At 67.4% G+C, this 21882-nt stretch carries 15 protein-coding genes and 3 tRNA genes; 15 read left to right on the top strand and 3 right to left on the bottom strand.

From position 1 onward, the window contains the following. Positions 1-10: 10 nt before the first annotated feature. A complete protein-coding gene (locus AB0O71_RS01330; RefSeq protein ID WP_363741024.1) occupies positions 11-1060 on the bottom strand; it encodes an LLM class flavin-dependent oxidoreductase in 1050 nt (349 codons plus the stop codon). Between the two features lie 198 nt (positions 1061-1258). On the opposite strand from AB0O71_RS01330, the gene AB0O71_RS01335 reads away from it, so the two are divergent. The 5 genes from AB0O71_RS01335 (at position 1259) to AB0O71_RS01355 (ending at position 6790) form a co-directional block, all read left to right on the top strand. Beyond that, positions 1259-2017, top strand: a complete 759-nt coding sequence (locus AB0O71_RS01335; RefSeq protein ID WP_363742113.1) for an ABC transporter ATP-binding protein — start codon at positions 1259-1261, stop codon at positions 2015-2017. Continuing rightward, positions 2014-3420: an ABC transporter permease gene (locus AB0O71_RS01340; protein WP_363741026.1), complete on the top strand. Its 1407-nt coding sequence runs from the start codon at positions 2014-2016 to the stop codon at positions 3418-3420. Before AB0O71_RS01335 ends, AB0O71_RS01340 begins: the two co-directional genes overlap by 4 nt. Positions 3421-3458: 38 nt before the next feature. Next, positions 3459-5006, top strand: a complete 1548-nt coding sequence (locus tag AB0O71_RS01345; protein WP_363741029.1) for a leucyl aminopeptidase — start codon at positions 3459-3461, stop codon at positions 5004-5006. Positions 5007-5011: 5 nt separating this feature from the next. Next, positions 5012-6361, top strand: a complete 1350-nt coding sequence (locus tag AB0O71_RS01350) for a M18 family aminopeptidase (protein ID WP_363741031.1) — start codon at positions 5012-5014, stop codon at positions 6359-6361. 141 nt (positions 6362-6502) lie between these two features. Further along, positions 6503-6790: a hypothetical protein gene (locus AB0O71_RS01355; RefSeq protein ID WP_090147002.1), complete on the top strand. Its 288-nt coding sequence runs from the start codon at positions 6503-6505 to the stop codon at positions 6788-6790. Between the two features lie 23 nt (positions 6791-6813). Here the strand turns inward: AB0O71_RS01355 and AB0O71_RS01360 are convergent, their stop codons facing one another. Continuing rightward, positions 6814-7773, bottom strand: a complete 960-nt coding sequence (locus AB0O71_RS01360) for an Lrp/AsnC family transcriptional regulator (RefSeq protein WP_090147004.1) — start codon at positions 7771-7773, stop codon at positions 6814-6816. 257 nt (positions 7774-8030) lie between these two features. Here AB0O71_RS01360 and AB0O71_RS01365 point away from each other — a divergent pair, with 257 nt between their 5' ends. The 8 genes from AB0O71_RS01365 (at position 8031) to AB0O71_RS01400 (ending at position 15887) form a co-directional block, all read left to right on the top strand. Further along, the gene (locus tag AB0O71_RS01365; protein WP_363741034.1) at positions 8031-9392 is read left to right on the top strand and encodes an MFS transporter; all 1362 of its coding nucleotides are present in this window, start codon (positions 8031-8033) and stop codon (positions 9390-9392) included. Positions 9393-9419: 27 nt separating this feature from the next. Beyond that, on the top strand, positions 9420-11096 hold the full coding sequence (locus AB0O71_RS01370) for an amidohydrolase (protein WP_363741036.1): 1677 nt from the start codon (positions 9420-9422) through the stop codon (positions 11094-11096). Continuing rightward, positions 11096-12766 carry a thiamine pyrophosphate-dependent enzyme gene (locus AB0O71_RS01375; RefSeq protein ID WP_363741038.1) on the top strand — a complete coding sequence of 557 codons (1671 nt, stop codon included), beginning with the start codon at positions 11096-11098 and terminating at the stop codon, positions 12764-12766. The genes AB0O71_RS01370 and AB0O71_RS01375 overlap by 1 nt, the downstream gene beginning before the upstream one ends. Continuing rightward, the gene (locus AB0O71_RS01380; protein ID WP_363741040.1) at positions 12763-13803 is read left to right on the top strand and encodes a C-terminal binding protein; all 1041 of its coding nucleotides are present in this window, start codon (positions 12763-12765) and stop codon (positions 13801-13803) included. Before AB0O71_RS01375 ends, AB0O71_RS01380 begins: the two co-directional genes overlap by 4 nt. 2 nt (positions 13804-13805) lie before the next feature. After that, entirely contained in the window at positions 13806-15383 is a 1578-nt protein-coding gene (locus AB0O71_RS01385) for an amidohydrolase (protein WP_363741042.1), read from the top strand. Between the two features lie 183 nt (positions 15384-15566). Beyond that, positions 15567-15639 (top strand) — tRNA-Glu (locus AB0O71_RS01390). A gap of 36 nt (positions 15640-15675) precedes the next feature. After that, positions 15676-15749: transfer RNA gene (locus AB0O71_RS01395), tRNA-Asp, on the top strand. A gap of 65 nt (positions 15750-15814) precedes the next feature. Further along, positions 15815-15887: transfer RNA gene (locus AB0O71_RS01400), tRNA-Phe, on the top strand. Positions 15888-15966: 79 nt separating this feature from the next. Here the strand turns inward: AB0O71_RS01400 and AB0O71_RS01405 are convergent. Further along, a complete protein-coding gene (locus tag AB0O71_RS01405; protein ID WP_339970876.1) occupies positions 15967-17838 on the bottom strand; it encodes a glycerophosphodiester phosphodiesterase family protein in 1872 nt (623 codons plus the stop codon). Between the two features lie 174 nt (positions 17839-18012). On the opposite strand from AB0O71_RS01405, the gene AB0O71_RS01410 reads away from it, so the two are divergent. Beyond that, the gene (locus tag AB0O71_RS01410) at positions 18013-20751 is read left to right on the top strand and encodes a putative Ig domain-containing protein (protein ID WP_336661327.1); all 2739 of its coding nucleotides are present in this window, start codon (positions 18013-18015) and stop codon (positions 20749-20751) included. Between the two features lie 113 nt (positions 20752-20864). After that, positions 20865-21710: a hypothetical protein gene (locus tag AB0O71_RS01415; protein ID WP_339970880.1), complete on the top strand. Its 846-nt coding sequence runs from the start codon at positions 20865-20867 to the stop codon at positions 21708-21710. The last annotated feature ends 172 nt before the right edge of the window (positions 21711-21882 follow it).

The raw sequence follows: 21882 nt of genomic DNA on the forward strand, positions 1-21882 counted from the left end.
ATCCCGCGACCTACAGGTCGTGGCCTCTTACGGCACCTTCCGCGTTCGACTTCCATCCCAGTGAAGGCGCGACGTATTTCGCAAATGATTCAAGTATTGATGTACAATAAGCAACCCCCAATTGGTTCGGAATCGTGAGCATGAGCGTGTCTGCCGACATGACGGCCTCGTCCGCCTTGAGCTGCTCGATGAGCCGGTCGGGGGCGTCGGCGTAGGTCTTGCCGAACGTCGAGCGGAACCCGTCGATGATGCCGACCTGGTCCATGTTCTCGCGGGAGCGCAGCCCGAAGTACGCTTCGTCCTCGGCCGACACGATCGGGAAGACGCTGCGACTGACCGAGACGCGCGGGCTGCCGGTGTGACCCGCTTCGCGGTACGCCTCCCGGTAGCGGTCGATCTGCTCCCGCTGCAAGACGTGGAACGGCTGACCGGTCGCTTCGGTGAGCAGGGTGGAGCTCATGAGGTTCACGCCCTGTCGGCCGACCTGCTCGGCGGAATCGCGCGATCCTGCGCCCCACCAGATGCGGTCGCGCAACCCGGGCGACCGGGGCTCGATGGCGAGCCGACCCGGGGGAGCCATCTGCGGATCGCTGTCGACGACGGGCTCGCCGTCGATCGCGCGCATGAACGTGTCGAACTTCTTGCGAGCGAGGTCGGCGCCGCGCGGGTCGTCGGATCCGCCGTACCCGAAGGCTTCGTAGCCGCGCAGGGCGGTCTCGGGGGATCCTCGGCTGATGCCGATTGCGATGCGCTGATCGGCGAGCAGGTCGAGCGCGGCGAGTTCTTCGGCCAGGTAGAGGGGGTTCTCGTAGCGCATGTCGATGACGCCGGTTCCGACCTCGATGCGCTTCGTGCGGGCCGCCATTGCGGTGAGGAGTGGGACGGGTGAGGCCGCTTGCCGCGCGAAGTGGTGCACGCGAACGTACGCGCCGTTCACACCGATTTCATCAGCGCCCTCGGCGAGTTCGACGGTCTGACGCAGCATGTCGCCCGCCGTGCGGACGCGTGAGCCGGGAACGGGGCCGTAATGCCCGAACGAGAGGAATCCGAATGCTTTCATGCTCGGTACAACCCCGGGCTCCCAACTATATTCCCACGCATGCAATTCTCGCTCGTGCGAGGCCTCGCTCTCGAATGCCCGCTGGCACCGACGGTGAACGGCACCGTAGACCCATCGATGTCGTACTTCGGCACGATCCGCACGACCGCGCCCCGCTCGTACCGTCGGAGTATGCAGACAAGACCTGGCGGAAGAGAGATGGTCGCGCTCGTCGCCGACCTGGGCAAGTACTACGGCGATGGCGAGCAGCGGGTGCACGCTCTTGACGACATCTCGATCGGCCTCGCCCGCGGGCAGTTTACGGCGATCATGGGCCCGTCGGGGTCGGGCAAGTCGACGCTCATGCACGTGATGGCAGGCCTCGACACCCCGACGAGCGGCCGGGTGTGGCTCGGCAGCGACGAGATCACGGGGCTGGGCGATGCCGCACTGACCCGGCTGCGACGGCGCAGGATCGGCTTCGTGTTCCAGTCCTTCAACCTCGTGCCCACCCTCGACGTTCGCGGCAACATCGTCCTGCCGTTCCAACTCGACGGAGTGAAGCCCGGGCGGGAAGAACTCGCCCGCATCGACGCGCTGCTCCACAGCCTCGGTCTTGCCGACCGCGTCACCCATCGACCGCACGAGCTCTCGGGCGGTCAGCAGCAGCGCGTCGCGATCGCTCGAGCCCTCGCCACGCAGCCCGACATCATCTTCGCCGATGAACCGACGGGCGCTCTCGACACGCGCACCGGGCGGGAAGTGCTCGGTCTGCTGCGATCGGCTGTCGAGCAGTCCGGGCAGAGCATCGCAATGGTGACGCACGATCCGATCGCGGCGAGCCACGCCGACCGCATTCTCTTCCTCGCCGACGGCCGCATCGTCGCCGACCGCGGGGCCATGTCGCCCGAGCAGATCTCCGAGACGATGCTGGGACTCGAACGGGGGGCCGCAGCCGGCCTCGGTGAACGCGCATGAGCACGGTCGGGGCTTCGACGGGACAGCTGCGCGAGCACGTCGCGACGATCGTGGTGGCGGCACTCAGCACGCTCTTCGCCGTCACCCTGATCCTCGGCACCGGCATCCTCACCGCGGCGCTCGACCCGGCACTGATCGCAGAATCGGGCACCTTCCGGCTCGTGCTGCTGATGGTGAGCGTCATCTTCATCATCATCGCGCTCTACGTGGGCGCCATCGTGACCGCGAACACCTTCGCCACGGTGATCGCGGGTCGCACGCGCATCATCGCGCTCCTCCGGCTCGTCGGCGCCACGGCTCGCTCGGTTCGCTCGCGCGTCGCAGCCGAAGGCCTCATCATGGGAGCTCTCGGGGCCGTCGTCGGCTGGGGGCTCGCGGAGGCGCTCGCATTCGGCGTCACGCGGCTCGGACCGGCGTGGGGGTGGCTGCCCGAGGGGCGTGAGTATCCGCTCTTCGATCCGCTCTCGTTCATCGCCGTCGCGGTCGTGGCGCTCACGACGTGGGCGGCGGCATGGGTCGGATCGCGTCGGGTCGCATCTGTCTCCCCGATCGCCGCGACGGGCGCGGTCGTGGAGCCCCGGCCCGAGGCGGCGCGTGGTCGCTCGGGGCGGTCGGTCTGGGCGGTCATCCTGATCGTCTCGGGCTGCACATTGCTCGCCCTCGGCCTGGTGCTCGGGTTCCTCACCCCGCTCGGACTCTTCGTGGCCTTCCTCGGCGGCCTGGCCTCGTTCACGGGGATCGCGCTCGGCGCACACCTGATCATGCCTCCTGTGCTGCGTCTGGCCGGTCGCATCGTGGGGCGGGGGCCGACCGGCGCGCTGGCCGCCGCGAATGCGGTGCGCTACCCCGAACGGAGCGCGCGCTCCACGATCGGGCTCGTGATCGGCGTCACGCTGGTCACGCTCTTCGCCGTGGCGCTCGACAGCTACCGCTCGATGACGCTGCTCGCGTTCGAGTCCGATCCCGCCATGGCCCGCGCACTGGATCAGACGCTCAGCATCACGACGGGCATCTTCACGGGTCTTGTCGGCTTCTCGGCCGTCATCGCAGCGGTCGGCCTCGTGAATACGCTCTCGTTGGGTGTGCTGCAGCGCACGCGGGAGCTCGGACTCCTGCGCACACTCGGATTCACGGGAGCGCAGGTACGGCGCATGATCATCGCGGAGAGCGCGCAGATGACGATCGCGGCGCTCGGGTTGGGCGTCGCGCTCGGCATCGGATACGGCTGGGTGGCCGCTCAATCCCTTCTCGGGTCACAGGTCGGGCTCGCCCCTCCCACTGTTCCGTGGCCGGTGCTGATCGGCGTCGTCGTCTTCGGCGCAGTGCTCGCGGTGGGCGCGGCCGCGCTGCCCGCGCGACGCGCGATCCGACTCTCGCCCGTCGCTGCGCTCGCAGCGGATTGACCGCAGCGATGTCTGCGGTCAGGACTAGTCTGGACACCATGAGCGTTGTGATTGACCCTGCATTCGATCCCGTCCCCACACTCGCCGCCCAGGCGTCGGTACGCGTCGTGGCAGGGGGTGAAGGAGACACGGCTGCCGCGGTCGCCCGCTTCGTCACGAGCGAGGGCGATCTGCCCGCCGACCTCTCCGATGTAAGCCGCGAAGGTCTCGCGGCCGCCGGGTTCACCGGCGCGAAGAACCAGACGCTCGTGCTTCCCGGCTCTCAGCTGAGGGTGCTCGTCGGCACCGGCGACGGCATTGCGAACGCCGCGCATCTGCGTGATGCCATTGCTGCTTTCACTCGCGCAGCGCGGGAAGTCGGCGACCTCGCTGTCGACCTCACCGAAGTGCTCGCCGGTGCGGCAGAACTCGCAGCCGCAGACGCGGCACTCGCCGTTACCGAGGGCGCGATTCTGGCCCGCTACCGCTACGACGCGCTCAAGGGCGAACCGAACACGGTCGCGCTCGCGTCGCTGACGATTGCCGTGGCCGAAGCCGACGCAGATGCCGCCCGCACGGGCGTTGATCGTGGCTTGATTCTCGCACGGTCGGCGAGCGTCGCCAGGGACCTCGCGAACACCCCGCCGCGTCACCTCAGCGCGGAGAAGTTCGCCGAGGTCATCGAGCGTCTCGCGCCCGAGTTCGGGCTCGAAACCGAGATCTTCGATCGCGCGCAGCTCATCGAGCTCGGCGCGGGCGGGCTGCTCGGCGTCAATGCCGGCAGCGTGGAAGAGCCCCGCATGATCAAGGTCTCCTATCGGCCGGTCGATCCGGAGGGCCACCTCGCGCTCATCGGCAAGGGCATCATGTACGACTCGGGCGGCATCAGCCTGAAGCCGTCGAATGCGATGCACGCCGCGATGAAGTTCGACATGATGGGTGCCGGATCGGTGTTCTCGTCGATGATCGCGTTGCGCGATCTCGGCGCGAAGACCGCGGTCACCGGCTGGCTCATGTGCACCGACAACATGCCGTCGGGCAGCGCGACGAAGCTCGGAGACGTACTCACGATTCGCGGTGGCAAGACGGTCGAGGTCAAGAACACCGACGCCGAAGGGCGACTGGTGATGGCCGACGGCCTGGTGCTCGCGACGGAGGATCGCACGATCGACGAGCGCCGCCCCGACGCGATCGTCGACATCGCCACGCTGACCGGGGCCGCCATGGCCGCGCTCGGCACGCGCACCGCGGCGATGCTGGCGAACGACGACGACGTGGCGGCGCAGCTGCAGGCCGCCGCCGACGCGACCGATGAGAACATCTGGCGTTTCCCGCTGGATCACCGGTACCGCGAGCAGCTCAAGTCGAATGTCGCCGACCTGTCGAACATCGGCGGGCAGTACGCCGGCGTCATTCTCGCAGGCCTCTTCTTGAACGAGTTCGTCGACGGCACGCCGTGGGGTCACCTCGACATTGCCGGAACGATGCAGTCCGAGAGCGACGACCTGTGGCGCTCCGTCGGGTCGACGGGCTTTGGGGCACGTCTGCTCGCCGAGTACGCCACCAACTTTGTGCCGTCGGCAGCAACTGAAGCAGAAGGAGACTGACCGTCGTGCCCCGTTCTCTGTTGCAGGATCGCGACGCGTATATCAGCGCGTTCGGTGATTTCGTATCGGCGTCGCCGAGCTCGTACCACGCTGCAGGCGCGCTCGGAGAGACGCTCTCGAAGGTGGGCTTCACAGAGCTCGACGAGACCGCCGCGTGGGCTCCGCTTGAGGCCGCCGGGCGCGGCTACGTGCGCAGGGATGGGGCCGTGATCGCCTGGCGTGCCGGAGCCGACGTCGACGCGACCAGCCCGATGCGGGTGCTCGGCGCCCACACCGACTCGCCGGGATTCGTCGTGAAGCCGCGGCCCGACTTCGAATCGGATGGGTGGGCGCAGGTCGGCGTCGAAATCTACGGCGGGCCGCTGCTCACCTCGTGGCTCGATCGAGATCTCGGGTTCGCCGGCCGCGTCGTCACGCGCGACGGGGCCGAGCATCTGGTCCGCACGGGAGCGGTGGCGCGCATTCCGCAACTCGCGATCCACCTCGACCGCGACGCCAATAAGAATCTGACGCTTGATCGGCAGCGGCACACGCAGCCCATCATCGGCTTGGCCGGTGAAGAGGTGTCGATACTCGCGCTGCTCGTGCGGGAGCTCGGCGGCGGGCGCACGGGATCGGGCCGCGGTCGCGCTGCAGCCCGATCGGCCGCGCGTGCCGCGCTGACGCCCGATGACCTCGCGGGCGTCGACGTTCGCCTGTACGACACGCACGGCCCCCAGCGCATCGGCGCGAATGCCGAACTGTTCGCATCGCCGAGACTCGACAACCTGAGCTCGACGTATGCGGGTCTGGCGGCGCTGCTCGAGACCGAGCCGCAACCCGGCACCATCTCCATGATCGCAGCCTTCGACCACGAGGAGCTGGGGTCGAACACGCGCTCAGGTGCTGCTGGTCCCTTCCTCTCCGATGTGCTTGATCGACTGCGCGGCGGATTGGGCGCGACTGGCGAGGATGCTGCGCGCGCCCTCGCTGGCTCATGGTGCCTGTCGGCGGACGCCGGCCACTCGGTCCACCCGAACTATCCCGAGAAGCATGACGCTCGGGTGCGGCCACTCGCGGGGCGGGGACCGATGCTCAAGATCAACGCCAACCAGCGCTACGCGAGCGACGCGCACGGCGCCGCGCTGTGGAGCCGGCTCGGAACGGCAGCGGAAGTGGAGACCCAGGAGTTCGTCTCGAACAACACCGTGCCCTGCGGCTCGACCATCGGCCCGATCACCGCCACCCGCCTCGGCATCCGCACCGTCGACGTCGGCGTGCCCCTGCTCTCGATGCACTCGGCACGTGAGCTCGCGCACGTCGACGACCTGCACGGGCTCGCGAAGATCACGGGCGCGTTCTTCGCGCACGCGTAGCCGAGCAGATGCAGCGCCGGGATCGGCCGCCCAGCGGCTCTGCGGGCGGCCGATCCCCCCGACGCACGAATCGGTCAACACATCCGCGCCTCATCGGCCGTTTCGGTGCCCGAGACACGCCTGATTCGCTAGGATCGTGCTATGAGTGAGATGGAGCAGGCGGATACCGGCAGCGTCGCCCTGTCGAAGAATAAGCTGATGCCCGTTGTGCAGCGCATCGGGTCGCGCAATATCGAAATCACCTACCTCGGCAAGAACTCCGAGGGGCTTCCCACCTGGATCATGTGGAACGCAGCCGAACCGCACCTGATCGGACTGCTCCGTCAGGGCCGGATGGGCTACCACTTCGAGCAGCGCACGAGCTCCGGAGTCATGCTGCACGAGAACATCTCGCTCAGCCGCGTGCAGCGCGCGCTCGGCGGCTACTGAGCCACGTCTGCCCGGTTCCGCGCTCACTCCCTGACGAGCACTCGGCCGAGCGTTCGCGCGTAGTCCTCTTTGACGATGTCGTAGTGCGTCCACGAGTCGAGCGCACTGACGCCCGGAAGTCCACGCATCGCGTCCATGGCGGGAAGCAGTTGCGAGGAAGACGCTGACACGAGCGTCGCGATGAAGTCGTAGCTTCCGTGGCAACGCACAGCGAAATCGATGTACGGCGATTCCATGACGAACTCCCTGATGGGGTCTGGAGGGCCGTCAATGGTGATGCCGACGCCTATTGCGAGACGGTTGCGCGAGAAGCTCCCGGACTTGATCGCGGCGATGCGGATGACGCCGGCGTCGATGAGCCGCTGCACGCGTGCCCGCGTCGACGAGGGGGAGAGGTGCACGGTGTCGGCGAGCGCTCGGTAGCTGGTGCGCCCGTCCTGCTGCAGCACGGCGATCAGCTCGTAGTCGATCCGATCGAGCACGATGTCGGTCTGCCCGTGCGAGACGAAGAATCCCTTGAGCACTTCGACGTACGTGGAGACCAGCACGCGCCGCACCGTGGGCAGGCGCCGCACATGATCGAGCACGTCGAGCAACTCGTGGCCGTCGCCGTGCCGGGACTCGAAAACGAGCGGCAGCGGGCCGCTCGTCATGGAGACGAAGACCGCGTCAGGGAGCTGGATGACTTCTTCCGCGATCGGGGCGATCGGGCCGTCGACCTCGACCTTGGCGTGCACGAGCACGTGGTGCCCCACGAACCCGGGGTCGAGTGCCGCGACGACGCGCAGGCCCCCGCCGTGCGTGAGCAAGTGCATGCGCTGGGCGACGAAGTCGCGGCTCGCGCCGAGCTGGATCGCAAGATCGTGAATGCTGGCGCGCCCGTCGGCCTGGAGGGCGCGGATGAGGGCGGCGTCGAACTCGTCGAGATCAGCCGCGCCTTGCGGCGTGCGCGGCGCGTTCGTGCGACGGGTGATCGGCTGCACGGCAACGTCTCCTCTGGGTGTGAGCGGGCGTCACTTCAGGGCTTCTCGAAATACGCGGATCTGAGTCGAGCGGCCCGCAAGAACGCGGCGATATTTGGTCTTCTGCAAGCGTAATCGGAATATCGAGGTTTCGCGGCTGCAAATCGGCGGTGAAACACCCGGCATCGACGAACGCTTTCCGTGCACGAGCGCGTCGGCTGGCCTACAGTCGTTCCAGTTGCGCGCATCGCGCTGTCCTCAAGCAAGGGAGCTTCCGTATGTCTACCGCCACCGCCCCGGTGAACACTCACCGTCGAGCGCTCAAGTCAGGATTCGCCGCAGCCGTCGGCACCACGATCGAATGGTACGACTTCTACGTCTACGCCACGGCTGCCGCGATCGTCTTCCCCGTCGTGTTCTTCCCGGAGCTCGATCGGGGTCTCGGCACGCTCGCCTCGTTCGGCACGTACGCGGTCGCGTACTTCGCCCGCCCGCTCGGCGGCATCATATTCGGCCACATCGGCGACAAGCTGGGCCGCAAACCGGCGCTGACCATCACGCTGCTGCTCATGGGCATCGCGACGACACTTGTCGGCGTGCTGCCCACGTACGACACGATCGGCATCTGGGGGCCGATCCTCCTCATCATCCTCCGCGTCGCTCAGGGCCTTGCGGTCGGCGGCGAATGGGGCGGTGCGAGCCTCATGGCGGTCGAGAGCGCACCCCCGAAGTTCAAGACCTTCTACGGCGGCTTCACGCAGATCGGCAACCCGCTCGGCGCGCTCATGTCGACCGGCGCATTCTGGATCCTCGCCCTCATGGGCGACGACGTGCTCCTCACCTGGGGCTGGCGCATCCCGTTCCTGTTCAGCATCGTGCTCATCGGCGTCGGCTTCTGGGTGCGCTACCGCGTCGAGGAGACGCCGGTCTTCGAGGCGAAGATCGAGGGTCACGAGCAGTCGACGCCGATTCTCTTCGCACTGAAGAACAACTGGTGGCCCATGCTGCTCGGCTTCGGCATCATCGCGATGGCTTCGGGCGGATACGTGCTGGCGACCACATTCGTGCAGAGCTACGCCACGAGCCCCGAGATCGGCCTGGACGCCGACATCATCCTCGGAGCGATGACCGTTGCCGCGTTCGTCGAGACGCTCGTCACGCTGCCGCTCGCCCTGCTCGGTGACAAGATCGGTGCGAAGACGATCATGATCCTCGGCTCCGGACTGTCGCTCGTCACGGTGATTCCGCTCGTGCTCTTCATCGACGCGCACAACGTCGCGATGATCTACCTCTTCGTCTCGGTGCTGCGACTCACGCTCAGCGGTGCGTGGGCGCCGCTCTCGACGTTGATGGCGCAGATGTTCCGGCCGCAGGCCCGCTACACGTCGATGTCGCTCTCCTACGGCATCGGCGCCGCAGTCTGGGGCGGTCTGTCGCCCGCGATCGCCACCGGCCTGCTCGTAGCGACTGGCAACTTCTGGTCGGTCATCGCGTTCTTCGGACTGCTTGCACTGCTCGCGATTCTCGGCACGGTGTTCGCGCCGCAGCACTCCGACACGGCTCCGGCGACGGGCTCGCTCAAGGCGCGCCTCGATACCACCGCCGTTTCCACTTCCGGCCGCTCAGCAGCCCGGAAATAACCACCACCTCACTCAAGGAGCAGCACCGTGCGACAGCTCGCCACCTACGACGCCCGCGACTCGATCCCCACGATCGTGACCGCGAAGCGCATCCTCACCGTCGACGCCGAAACCCCGGAGGCCGAGGCGTTCCTCAGCGCCGGCGGGCGAATTCTCGCCGTGGGGAGCGCAGCCGACGTCGAGGCGGCGGCTGTCGCCGCAGGGGTGACGCCCGAGCGGGCGGAGTACCCCGAGGCCACGATCGTTCCCGGATTCATCGATCCGCATGCGCACCCGCTCATGTACGGCCAGATGCTCACCTGGATCGACATCTCGCCGGCTCAGGCCGGATCGATCCCTGAGATCGTCGCCCGCATGCGCGAGGGCGCCGAGAAGCTGCCTGCCGGAACGCCCATCCGCGGCTACGGGTACGAGCAGCGCAATCTCGCGGAGCTCCGGCACCCGACTCGGCAGGAGCTCGACGAGATCGCGACGGATCGCGAGGTGTACATCATGAACGCCTCCGGTCACGGCGGCGTCGTGAACACGTTCACCTTCGAGAAGTTCGGCATCACACGCGATACTCCGAACCCCGAGGGCGGCGAGTTCTTCCGAGATGCCGATGGCGAGCTCACGGGCGAGCTGTCGGATGCCGCGTGCAACGTGCTGACCGGGCTGCACGGCGTGAAGATCGGGCATCACGGGCCGAACTTCCACCTGGGCGACGAGCCAGCGGAGCACCAGCGCCAGCTCGACCTGGTGCAGCGCGAGTTCTTGCGCGGGGGAGTGACGGCGATCGGCGATGCGCAGGTGTCGAAGCGCGAGTTCGCGGCGTACCTCGAAGCCGCGGATCGTGGTGCGCTCGACATGCGCGTCTCGATGTACTTCCTCTCGCACCTGCTCGATCAGGTGCTCGACCTCGGGGTCACCGGCCCGTTCGGCAACCCGTTCCTCTCGGCGACGGGCATCAAGCTCTACGCCGACGGAACCCTGGGCGGGTGGACGGCGTACTTCCCGGAAGGATACGTCGGTGATCCCTGCCGCACCGGTCAGCTCTACCACGAGCCGCGCGAGTACACGGAGCTCGTGAGCAAGGCGCACGCCGCCGGTCTGCAGACTGCGACGCACGCCCAGTCGCCCACCGCGATCAAGCTCGTCGTCGACGCGATCGAGCAAGCGCTCGGCGAGCGCCCCGACGCCGACGCGAGGCACCGCATCGAGCACTGCGGCCTGCCGACGCCGGAGGAGATCACCCGCATGGCCGAGCTCGGCATCCGCCCCGTCAACCAGACCCAGCACTACTACAACTGGGGCGAGGGCGTGGAACAGGCCATCGGCACGCCCGGCGAGCGCTTCAACCCGCTCGGCGAGTTCGTCGCCGCCGGTGTGCCCGTCACCATCTCTTCGGATGCGCCCGTCGCCGAGCCGCGTCCGCTCGAGGCGATCCAAGCCGCAGTGACGCGCATCACGCGTCGTGGCGCGCAGCTCGGACCGGATTCCCTGCGGATCAGCCCGGAGGCCGCCCTCCGCGGCCACACCCTCGAGGGGGCGATCACGCTCGGCCGCGAGAGTGAGCTCGGCTCGATCACCGTCGGCAAGCGCGCTGACTTCGTCGTACTCGGAGCCGATCCGCTCGAGGTCGCGGGGAGCGACATCGCGGCGATCCCGGTGCACGAGACCTGGGTCGACGGCAGCCGCCGCTTCGCGGCAGACGAGGCGCGCTGATGAGCGGCGTCACCACGACCGAGGCCCGCCGCACCACCGGCTGGGTGGTCATCGAAACTCTCCGCGGTTACGGCGTCGACACCGTCTTCGGCATTCCCGGCACGCACAACCTCGAGCTCTACCGGCCGCTCAGCGCGCTCGGGATCCGCCCGGTCACGACCCGCCATGAGCAGGGCGCGGGTTACGCGGCTGACGGCTGGTCGTTGCAGACCGGGTTGCCGGGTGTCGTCATCACGACGAGCGGCCCCGGGCTGCTCAACGCCCTCTCGGCCGCTGGCACCGCCTACTGCGAGTCGCGTCCGATGATCATCGTGTCGCCAGGGCCCGCGCGCGGCGCCGAGTTCGCCGATGTCGGCACGCTCCACGAGACGAAGGATCAGCTCTCCGCCGCCTCCGCCATCGTCGAGTGGGGCCGCCGCGTGCAGTCCGCGGATGAAGCCGTCGCGGCGGTGCACGACGCGTTCGAGCTCTTCGCCACGAAGCGACCTCGGCCGGTGTACATCGAGATCCCGCTCGACCTGCTCGAAGAGGTCGCCGATATCCCAGACGCAGCCCTCGCGCCGCGCACCTTCGCGCCCATGAACGCTCCCGATGCGGAGCGCGTCGCCGCTGCCGCGCGGCTGCTCGCCGAGGCAGGTGAGCCGGTGATTCTCTCGGGTGGCGGCTCCCGAGGGGCCTCCGAAGAGCTGCGCGCCCTCGCCGAGCGGCTGTCGGCGCCGGTCGTCACGACGTTGAACGCCAAGGGAGTGCTCGACGAGCACCATCCGCTCGCGATCGGGTCGAGTCTGCGGCTCGCTGCGGCCCGTTCGCGCGCGCAGCAGGCTGACGTGCTGCTCGTCGTCGGTTCGAAGCTCGGCGAGGCCGAGCTCTGGGTGGACCGCCTCGAAGCGCAGGGCGCCGTGATCCGCATCGACGTGCTGGATTCTCAGATCGAGAAGAACCAGAGCGCCGACGTCGGCATCGTCGCGGACGCATCGCAGGCGCTCGCCGCGATCCTCACCGCGCTCGAAGCCCATCCAGCCGATGCGGCTGCCGCGATCGCCCGCCGCGAGCGGGCCGAGGCGTCGGTCGCGGAAACGCGCGAGCTCGTGCGCGCCGAATCCGCCGACCTCTCGGCCGAGAACACGGGGCTTGCGGAGAGCATCGCCGAGGCACTGCCCGAGCGGGCGATCGTGGCCACCGACTCGTCGCAGATCGCCTACTGGGGGCTGCTGAACACGCTGCGCGTCTCCGAGCCGAACTCGACGCCGTACATGGCGACCTACGCGACGCTCGGGTACGGCCTGCCGGCCGCGCTCGGCGCGCGCATCGCTGCGCCGGAACGGCCGGCATTCGTGGTGACCGGTGATGGTGCGCTCATGTTCTCAATGCAGGAGTTCATCACCGTGATCGAGCAGCGCCTCGATGTCACGGTCATCGTCGTCGACAACGGCGGGTACGCGGAGATCAAGCAGAACGAAGCGGACGCTGGCATCGCCCCGGTCGGCGTCGATCTCGTCCAGCCCGACTGGGTGGCGGTGGCTGCGGCCTTCGGCGGCGCCGGGCGCCGTGCGACGAACGCCGCGGAGCTCGCGACGGCCGTCGACGCTGCGGTCGCGGGCGGCGGTCTGCAACTGATCCACATCGATCAGGCGACCTTCGCACTCGATGCGGAAAGGGTGCAGCGATGACGACGAACGCACGGAGCGCGCGACCCGTCGCCGTCTACACCGACGCCGACGACTCCGACATCACGCCGGGGGTGAAGCTGCTCGAAGCCGCGGGCTACACCGTCCGAGTGCTCGGCACCCGCGATGCCGCGGAGATCATCGCGGGGGCTCGCGACGCCGAGGTGCTCCTGCCCGGGTACGCGAGCGTCACGCGCGAGATCATCGAAGCGCTGCCGAACCTGCGGGTGATCGCACTCATGTCGATGGGCTTCGACTACGTCGACATCGACGCCGCGACGGAGCGAGGCGTGTGGGTGACGAACGTTCCCGGCGCCGCGACCGAGGAGGTGGCGACGCACGCGCTGGCGATCCTGCTCCACGCCGTCCGCCAACTGCCCTTCTACCTCGACTCCGCCACTCCGCGCGACTGGAACTCTCGCGCCGCGGTCGCGCCGGCACGTCTCAGCGAGACGACGCTGGGGCTCGTGGGGCTCGGAAAGATCGGCCGCGAACTCGCGAGGTTCGCGGGCCCGCTGTTCGGGCGCGTGCTGGGGTACGACCCGTTGCTCCCGGACACCGCCGAGGTGCGTGCCGATCTGGAGCGTCTCGGGGTCACGCGCACCGACCTCGACGAGGTGCGACGATCCTCGCACGTGCTCTCACTGCACCTGCCGCTCACACCTGAGACGGAGCGCATGGTCGACGCCGAGTTCATCGGCGAGATGCCGCAGGGCGCTGTACTGGTGAACGTGTCGCGAGGCGCACTCATCGACGAACCCGCGCTCGCCGCAGCGCTCGACGCCGGTCAGCTCTCGGCAGCGGCGCTCGACGTGCTCTCGGAAGAGCCGCCGAGCGATGGGCACCCGCTCGTCGGGCGCCGCGACGTCGTGCTCACGCCGCACATCGCCTACTTCTCGGCCCGCACTGAGATCGAGTATGTGCGCATCCAAGCGCAGAACGGGGCGTCGTTCGCCGAGAACGGCGTACCCGACTCACCCGTCAACCGGCCGGCTGAGCACGCAGTGCGCGCGCTCGCCGCAGCAGAAAGGACACCGTGATCGTGACCGAACTCACCGCAGCGGCCAAGCGCACCGCCCAGGCCTGGATCGATGAGCACCTGCAGCAGCTCACCGAGTGGCACACCCATATCTGGGAGCTCGCGGAGCCCGCATGGCGCGAGTACCGCTCGCAGCAGTGGTACGTCGAACGGCTCCGCGCCGAGGGCTTCGCCGTGGAAGACGGTTCGGCAGGCATGCCCACCGCATTCAGCGCCCGCTGGTCGAACGGAGACGGCCCGACGCTCCTCACCTACGCCGAGTACGACGCCGTGCCGGGCAACAGCCAGGCCGCTGCGACGACGGAGGCGCCGCGAGACGGCCTCTCGCGGTTCGCGCCAGGGCACACCGACCCGCACTCCGTTCTCGGCATCTCGACACTCGCCGGGGTGCTCGCCGCGCAGCACGCGATGCGTCAGCACGATATCGCCGGCACCCTGCACTACACGGGTGAGCCCGCGGAGAAGATGCACGGGTCGAAGGTCGTGCACGGATTGCGCGGGTACTACGACGACGCCGACGCGATCGTCTCATTCCACCCCTTCTACATGCTGCCGCTGTGCAACACGGCTCGCTGGGACACCCAGTGCGGCGCGTACTACAGCAAGGTGTACAGCTTCATCTGCGACCACCCCGAGCAGTGGCAGCTGTCGAGCGCCGATCCGAACTCGCCCATCCCGGCGTCGCACTCGGCCGCACGCGCCCCCGGCGCGAACCTGTCGCTCATGCAGATGTACTCTGCATCGCGGAGCATGCTCGACGCGATGCTGCCCGCGACGGGTGGATGGAGCTTCTCCGATGCGATCCTGACCGATGGCCAGGCCACCGCCGACAACCTGCCCCAGCGCGTCGCTCGCGTGCAGTTCTCGTGGCGCACGCCCGACATCGAGATGGCCGAGCACATTCTGCAGGTGCTCGACCGCAACGCTGCGGCAGCGGCCTCGATGGGGCACTGCGAACTCGAAGAGCGCTGGATCGCGCGCAGCCGCCCCGGCCGCACGAATCACGCGATGGCAACGGTGCTCTTCGACAACCTGTCAGAGGTGGGGGCGCCGAGCTACGGACCGGAAGCGGTCGCTGTGGCGCAGGAGGTGCAGCGTTCGCTCGGGCTGGAGCCGAGCGAACGGCCCTTCCTCGCCGAGACCGAGCAGCTCATCACGCCCCAGGAGGCGGAACGCGGGCTGCGCGAGCACATGCCAGCTTGGCAGCGCAACTGGACGAGCGACGACTACGTCGAGATGAGTCACTACGCGCCGCTCGTGCGCTTCTACGTGTCGCGCCCCGCGCTGCAACCCGTTCCGGGCGCCGGACCGTACCCTTCGTGGGTGATGAACGCACTCGGGGGGATCCCGGAGACGATCGCCCCCACGATCGTGACCGCCGGGAAGACCGTCGCCGGCACCTTCCTCGACTTGCTCACGAAGCCGGAGGTGCTCGCCGAGGCGCGACGGGAATTCGCGGAGCGCACGGCCGCCGATCCGGTGCCGCCGCTCCTGCCTGCGGACTTCGAGCCGCCGATCGACCTGCCCTGGCCCGACTACCGCACCGACCTGGCGGGGTCGCACGAGCACCGGCACTGGTAGGGGCGGTACGGGCGAGCGGTCAGTGAGGTGCATTATTCGCGCCTGAAGTGCACCTTACTGACCGCTCACGCGTTCTAGCTCCCGCCGCGACACGCCAGAGATACCGCGATCGCGGGCTCGATTTGCGCCGCAGTGGAGAACCCCCGTAAGATTTCATCTCGGTAGCAAGCGAGAAATCGCTTCGGCCCCATCGTTTAGCGGCCTAGGACACCGCCCTTTCACGGCGGCAGCACGGGTTCGAATCCCGTTGGGGTCACTCTTACCGAAATACAATTGAATAGCAACACATTATGGCCCTGTAGCGCAGTTGGTTAGCGCGCCGCCCTGTCACGGCGGAGGTCGCGGGTTCAAGTCCCGTCAGGGTCGCTGGATGAAGAGCCCTTCCTCGGAAGGGCTTCTTCGTCTCCGGCGGTCGCCTAAGGTGAGTGCCTGGCTCTGTAGCTCAGTTGGTAGAGCGTTCGACTGAAAATCGAGAGGTCACGGGATCGACGCCCGTCGGAGCCACTGAACCCTCGCGTGGCTTCTACACGCGGGGGTTCTTATTTTTCCGGCTGCGCGAAGAGCGTCGTCGACGCGCGCCGCTCTACACGATCGTCACGAAACGGCTGACCGCGTCGACCAGCATGCCGGCGAGACCGGCCTCCTGCTGCATTCCGGTGCGTAGGTCCATCACCCTGTCGGGGTGGTCGCTGATGATCCCGTCCACGCCGCGTCGCAGCAGTTCGCGCATGCCCGGCTCGTCGTTCACAGTCCACACCATGAAGGCGAGGCCGGCCTGGTCGGCAGAGTGCTGCAACTGCTCAGTGGCGCTCCATTCCTCGGGGACGATGAAGTCGGCAGGAGTTTCGGGCGCCGCGACGGCCGCGAAGGCCATCGTGTAGCCGACCGCGAGGTCGGGGCGCAGCCGCTTCAACCGGTCGACGCTCACCGGGTCGAGTGAGTGATAGATATTGCTCTCGAGTGCGTCGAGCTGCTCGAGCTCGTCGACGAGGCGCTCCACGTGATCGGGTGTTTCCGCTCCTCCGAGCTTGATCTCGATGAGGAGAGGCATGCCGAGCTGCTTCGCTAGGGTGACGTAGTCGGCGAAGGCCGGAATACGGTCTTCATGCCCGTGCGCGTCATGCACCGTGATGGCTGTGAGCTCGTCGAACGTGAGGTCTTTCACGGCGTCGGGCCGCCCGGCGAGGCGCCCGAGCGTTGCGTCGTGCATGGCGACGAATCGACCGTCCTTCGTCTGCATGACGTCCATCTCCACGAGGTCGGCGCCAGCGGCGTGCGCAGCCTCGAGGCCGCTGATCGTGTTCTCGACGCCGCCGTCTGAGAAGCCCCGGTGCGCCAGTGCGAGGGTGGCGGGGGCGTTCGAGAGCCGCTGCAGCGTATCGACCGCCGAGGTTCCGAACCCGATCGTCGCGAGGATCGCGAGTGCGATGACGGCGAGGGCGGGGCGACGCGATGTGCGGGGCGCGCCGTCCGGACGAAGCGGGGTGCTCGCTGCCGCCGCGGTCGGCAGTGCGAGGGCGTGCACGAGCGGAGGGAACTCCGGGGTGCTGGCCGCGACGGATCGCACCTTCGCGATGAGGATCCCGCCGACCGCTGCCGTCACCACGCCGTTGAGGAGGATGCCGAGCACCTGTGCGGCGCCCAGCGAGTAGGCCGCGATCACGTGCGAGGCGGCGGGAGCGATCGCATCCGAGAGGAGGATCGGCAGTACCGAGATGAGGGTGAGCGCGGTCGCACCGAAGCCTCCCAGCACGAGCACCGCGGTGATCGCGAGCACGAGCGGCAACCACGTGCGGAACCCTCGGGTCAGACGCCAGCTCCAGCGCGCGGCGCGGCGCCCCTGCGTCATCACGAAGATCGGCACGGTGAGAGCGAGACGAAGGTTGAGCCATGCGAGTACGAGAAGAAACACGGCGAGTGCGATGGCGCTCGATGTGCTCTTGAGCAGCTCGCCCGAGATGAACGACGGTATGGCGATGCCACGCGTGAGTGCGGAGGTGAACCCGAATCCGCTCAGCGGCAGCAGCAGGAAGAGATAGAGCACCAGCGAGAGCGAACCGGGGCGCAGCAGCTTGCGGGCGACACGACCCAGTTCACGGGCGAGATCGCGCAGGCCGATGCTCGGTCGTTGCAGCATCACCAGCAGCGCGGTGAACTGCAGCGAGATCAGCCAGAACGCGAGGGTGACGATCACGAGGATGAGTGCGAGCGTCAGCGTGAAGCCGCGCTGGGGGCCGAGCGCCCCGAGGTCGAGGCCGGTCATACCGCCCGCGCGCAGCGCCTCCCGGAAGAGCCATCCGAGCACGGGAAGGGCGACGCCCAGGATGATGAGCTGCGAGGCGAGAATCAGGCCGAGAAGTCGGGAGTTCCCCGCACGAACGAGCGCCCACGCCTCGCGAAGGAGGGCGGTGGTCGTTCGCCATACGCCCAATTTCGACGGAGTCTGAATCTGCATGTTGCCAGTGTAAGGAGGCATGGGCGGGTGGGATCGTACTTCAGAGGCCGGCGACTGGCGAGTCTTCGCCAGTCGCCGAGAACGGGCCCGACTGCTCTCTACGATCGTGAAGTTGGAACTCATGCCGAGAGTAGGAGAACTGTGAAAACGGTGCAGGGACGATTCAGCAGGAGCATGGCGCGTTGGATGGCCATTGCGGTGTGCGGGGTGCTCGTCGTATCGGCCGCCGCGACGGGGAGTGCAGATCCCGCGCAGGCGGCCGACGGGACGGGCGACGGGAAGAACGTCATGATCGCTGTCGCGCATGACGGGTTCTCGACGCACGGGGCGAGCGCGGTGCATATCGAGACCAGCACGAAGTACCCGGGTACCGTCCGCTTCGTCCGCGCCAGCGATGGGCTGTGTCTCGCCACGAAGGGCGGCACCGATAAGCACAAGTCGACCAAGGTGCAGTGGACGGGGTGCAACGGTCATTCGAGCAAGAACTGGGTGGTCGAGCCGATGCATGCGAGCACCAACGACGTTGCGCTGCACGATGCCGACGATGACACCGTCGCTGCGGTGAACATCGCGAAGGCCAGTGAGCAGCCTAGATTCATCGTTCGCAGCTACCGATACCCCTCACATTGTCTGTACAGCTCGAAAGCGGGGTTGAACGGGGGCGCCAGCGGCACCACTCCCGATTGCGACGCGACGAGCACGGCGCTCGGCTCGATGTCGGGCCTTCACCCCGCGTCGACCATGCACTTCGCGATCGTGAACGACAACAGCGCGAAAGACGAGTGGGAGTTTCTGCGCAGGAAGATGCATGTCGGAGCAATCGCCATGTACGAACGCGGAGCCCAGGGAATGTTCCGCGGCGAGAACCTCTGGGTCAAACCGATGAGCACCGATGGAGAGTATGTCGGACTCGAGCGCAAGGCCGCAGCGGGTGGTTTCTTTGCCCCGGGCGCCGTTGAGATCGATCCCGTGAAGGAGGGCGCAGTAGTCTCTCGAACCTCCTCCGTCGACGGCTGCTACGAGGGGAGCTGGTGGTGGGGAATCGACAATACGCGCGGGTTGACTCCGCTCGACCAGCAGGTGACGTCGGGACAGCAGAAGACCGACGAATTCGGCTGGTCCGCCGGCCTCGAGGTCGGCCATGAGGCTGAAGGATCGATCCTCTTCCTCAAGGGGAAGTTCTCCGTGAAAGTGAGTGGCAGCATCAATAAGAGCTGGAGCACCGCTCGGACCAACTCCCAAAGCATCAATATGTCAGTGCCGCCGGGCATGTGGGGTATGGCCGTCGCGACCACCCCCTCGGTGAGCACGCTGGGCAACTGGATGACCGGCACGGAGTTGGATCGGCCGTGGAAGTTCAACGGAATGTCGACCGTCGCCCTGAAGAACAACCGGGGCGAACCGAGTGGAACCGTGCTCGCGCACATCGACTCGCACGAACGGAAATCGTGTCGCGCGAGCGCAGAAACGTCGATGCCCGCCGGTGTGACCCCGACGATCGACCTGCCGGAGGGACGTCTCGCCCCGCACGTCGGAGACACCCTGACCGCCGTGGCGCCGTTCATCGATCCGCAGAGCGGCATTCCGCTCGACATCAAGTACCAGTGGTACGCCGACGACCGGCCGATCTCTGGTCAGACGCTCAGCACGCTGCAGGTGACAAGCGGCATGGTCGGGAAGAAGTTGCAGTTCCGCACCTACGAGAGCGGCGGAAGCATGCGCCTCGAGAGCCAGACGCTGGAATCGGAGCAGAGCGCGCCGGTCTTGACCGACGACCTCGCAGCTGCCGGCGAGACGCTCGAGCTCCCCGAAGCGATTCACGGCAGGAGTTACGAAGTCTCGCTTGCGAATGCCCTGGGCGTGAGCGGGCGCGTCGAGGTGAACCCGGCGTCGCTGCCCCGTGGTCTCACGTTTGATCCGGACACTGGAATCCTTGCGGGAGTGGCTGCGGAACCCGGCATCTTCACCTTCCCGCTCTCTGACGAGCACGGAGCCGCAGTTGGTCTGACGCTGCACGTCGACCCTGCGCCAACGCGCTTTTCGATGGACTTCGGTGCTACGGTCGAAACCGGAACTCCGCTCGAGATCCCCCTGGTCGATGAGCGAGGATCGGACGCCAGCTACCGTGTCGAGACGTTCGGAGCGGACGGCTCTGGAGTGGCTCTGCCCGATGGCGTTCGTATCGGACTCGATGGTTCGGGCGCTCCTCTCCTCACCGGTACGCCCGCGTCCGCGACCGTCGTCGTCGTTCGCATCACCGAGGTGAGCCCGCACCACGCTGCTGGCGACGCTCGAGTCACCTCGCATGACTTTAGGCTCCAGGTGGTTCCCGCGAGTTCATCTGGTCAGGGTGAGCCGGTCGCGCCCTCGACCGCGCCCGGCATCGTCATCGAGCGCATCCTGGAGAGTGATGAAGCGACCGAGATCCGCCCGGGCAGCCGCGTCTCGTGGCAGGCGACCGCCACCGACGCCGACGAGCTGAGCGCGAGCGTGCACCGAGTGGGGGATCCCACTGCGCTCCCGTGGGCCGACGCTGTCCGAACGCTCAGCTCGGAGATCGAGATCGATGCGGTGCCCGTCGAACCCGGGCACTACGTGCTGAACGTCGCAGCCGCGAATTCGGTGGGCAGTTCGACTGAGGAGGTGCGCTTTTCCGTGCTGGATGAGCCTGCTGATGGTTCGGGAGGCAGCGCCGATAGCGGCGCGGAGGACGCGCCGAGCGGTACGGGCGGAGTGGACTCCTCTCCAGCCGCTTCCCACGCGAATGATTCGAGCACGACGACACCGGAGTTGTCGCACACCGGCGGCGGCGGGGGAGGGATCCTCTTCGGTCTCGGTGGAGTGCTCGCCGCGGCAGGGATCCTCCTCCTTCACCGCAACCGCAGAGCAGCACGGGCGGTCGACGCGGAGTGAATGGAATATGGATGGGCGGGGCCAGCGCCTCGCCCATCCATGTTCGGCCTCTGTGCTATCTTCTGAACGTGGACTCTCTTGATGCGGAACGCATAGAACTCCACAAAGACTACGTGAGGGTATGCGAGGCGGGGTTGCGGCGTCGGCCCACCGATCCCGTTCTGCTCAGCAGCGTCGAGCGTCTCGTCGAAGCGCAACTCGCCTTCTACGAGGGTGATTACCTGACGTTGCAGCGGCCGGCTTACGGTGCCGAAGCGTTCCCCCCTGAGGAACTCAGCCTGCTCGAGAACTCTTACGTCGAATGGCTGCACGCTGAGCAGTTGAGTACCGGCGAACAGGTGCTCTACGGGCACAGCGGGTTCTGGCAGCACTGGTGGAACCTGCTGCACGAGCAGACTGAACACCCGCTCTGCATGGACGTCGTACTGCCCGACGTTCCAGAAGTGCACCGACGAAACTGGACTCTCGATGTTCGAGCGGACCTACTGCGCGGCGTCACGGAGGCAGGTGCATTGCGGCTTCGCGTGCTAATTCCGCCCGGCGAACCGGAAGGCGGGCTCGCCGAGCTTGCCGCGCTCATCGAACGAAGCGGTTTCGAAGTTCGGGTGCGATCCTCTCCGTTCCTCTTCGCCGTGTACCGGGGTACAGCCGCGGTGATCTCCGAACGCGAGAATCAGCACGATGAGGCTTACTTCTTGACGCGACGCCCGTCGATCGTGGCGCCACTCCAACAGGTGTTCGATGATCACTGGCGCTCGGCTATCCCGTGGACGTCGTACACGAGGGGCGCTTCCGACGTGCTTGAGCTCATGTCGCTCGGCTGGACGGATCTGAGAATCGCGGAGTCTCTCGGGCTCTCCATGCGCACTGTGAGCAGGCGAATCGCCGACGCGATGGCCGCGGCCGGAGTGTCGTCGCGCTTCGAACTCGGCGTCAGATACGCGCAGTCGCGCGGCTGAGGAGACTCGTGCGCGCCGGGGTGAATTGCGGTTCGGCGAACGCGGAAGTGTCGCCCCTCCCTGCACAATCAGAGGGAGGGACGACGTGTCGGTGACTCGCAAGTGCATGGGGTACACGGTTCAGCGGGAACGACAGACATGAGTGTGCACGCACTCCAGAAATACTGGAACC

The organism is Leucobacter sp. NPDC077196 (genome assembly GCF_040687075.1).
Classification (GTDB): Bacteria; Actinomycetota; Actinomycetes; order Actinomycetales; family Microbacteriaceae; genus Leucobacter.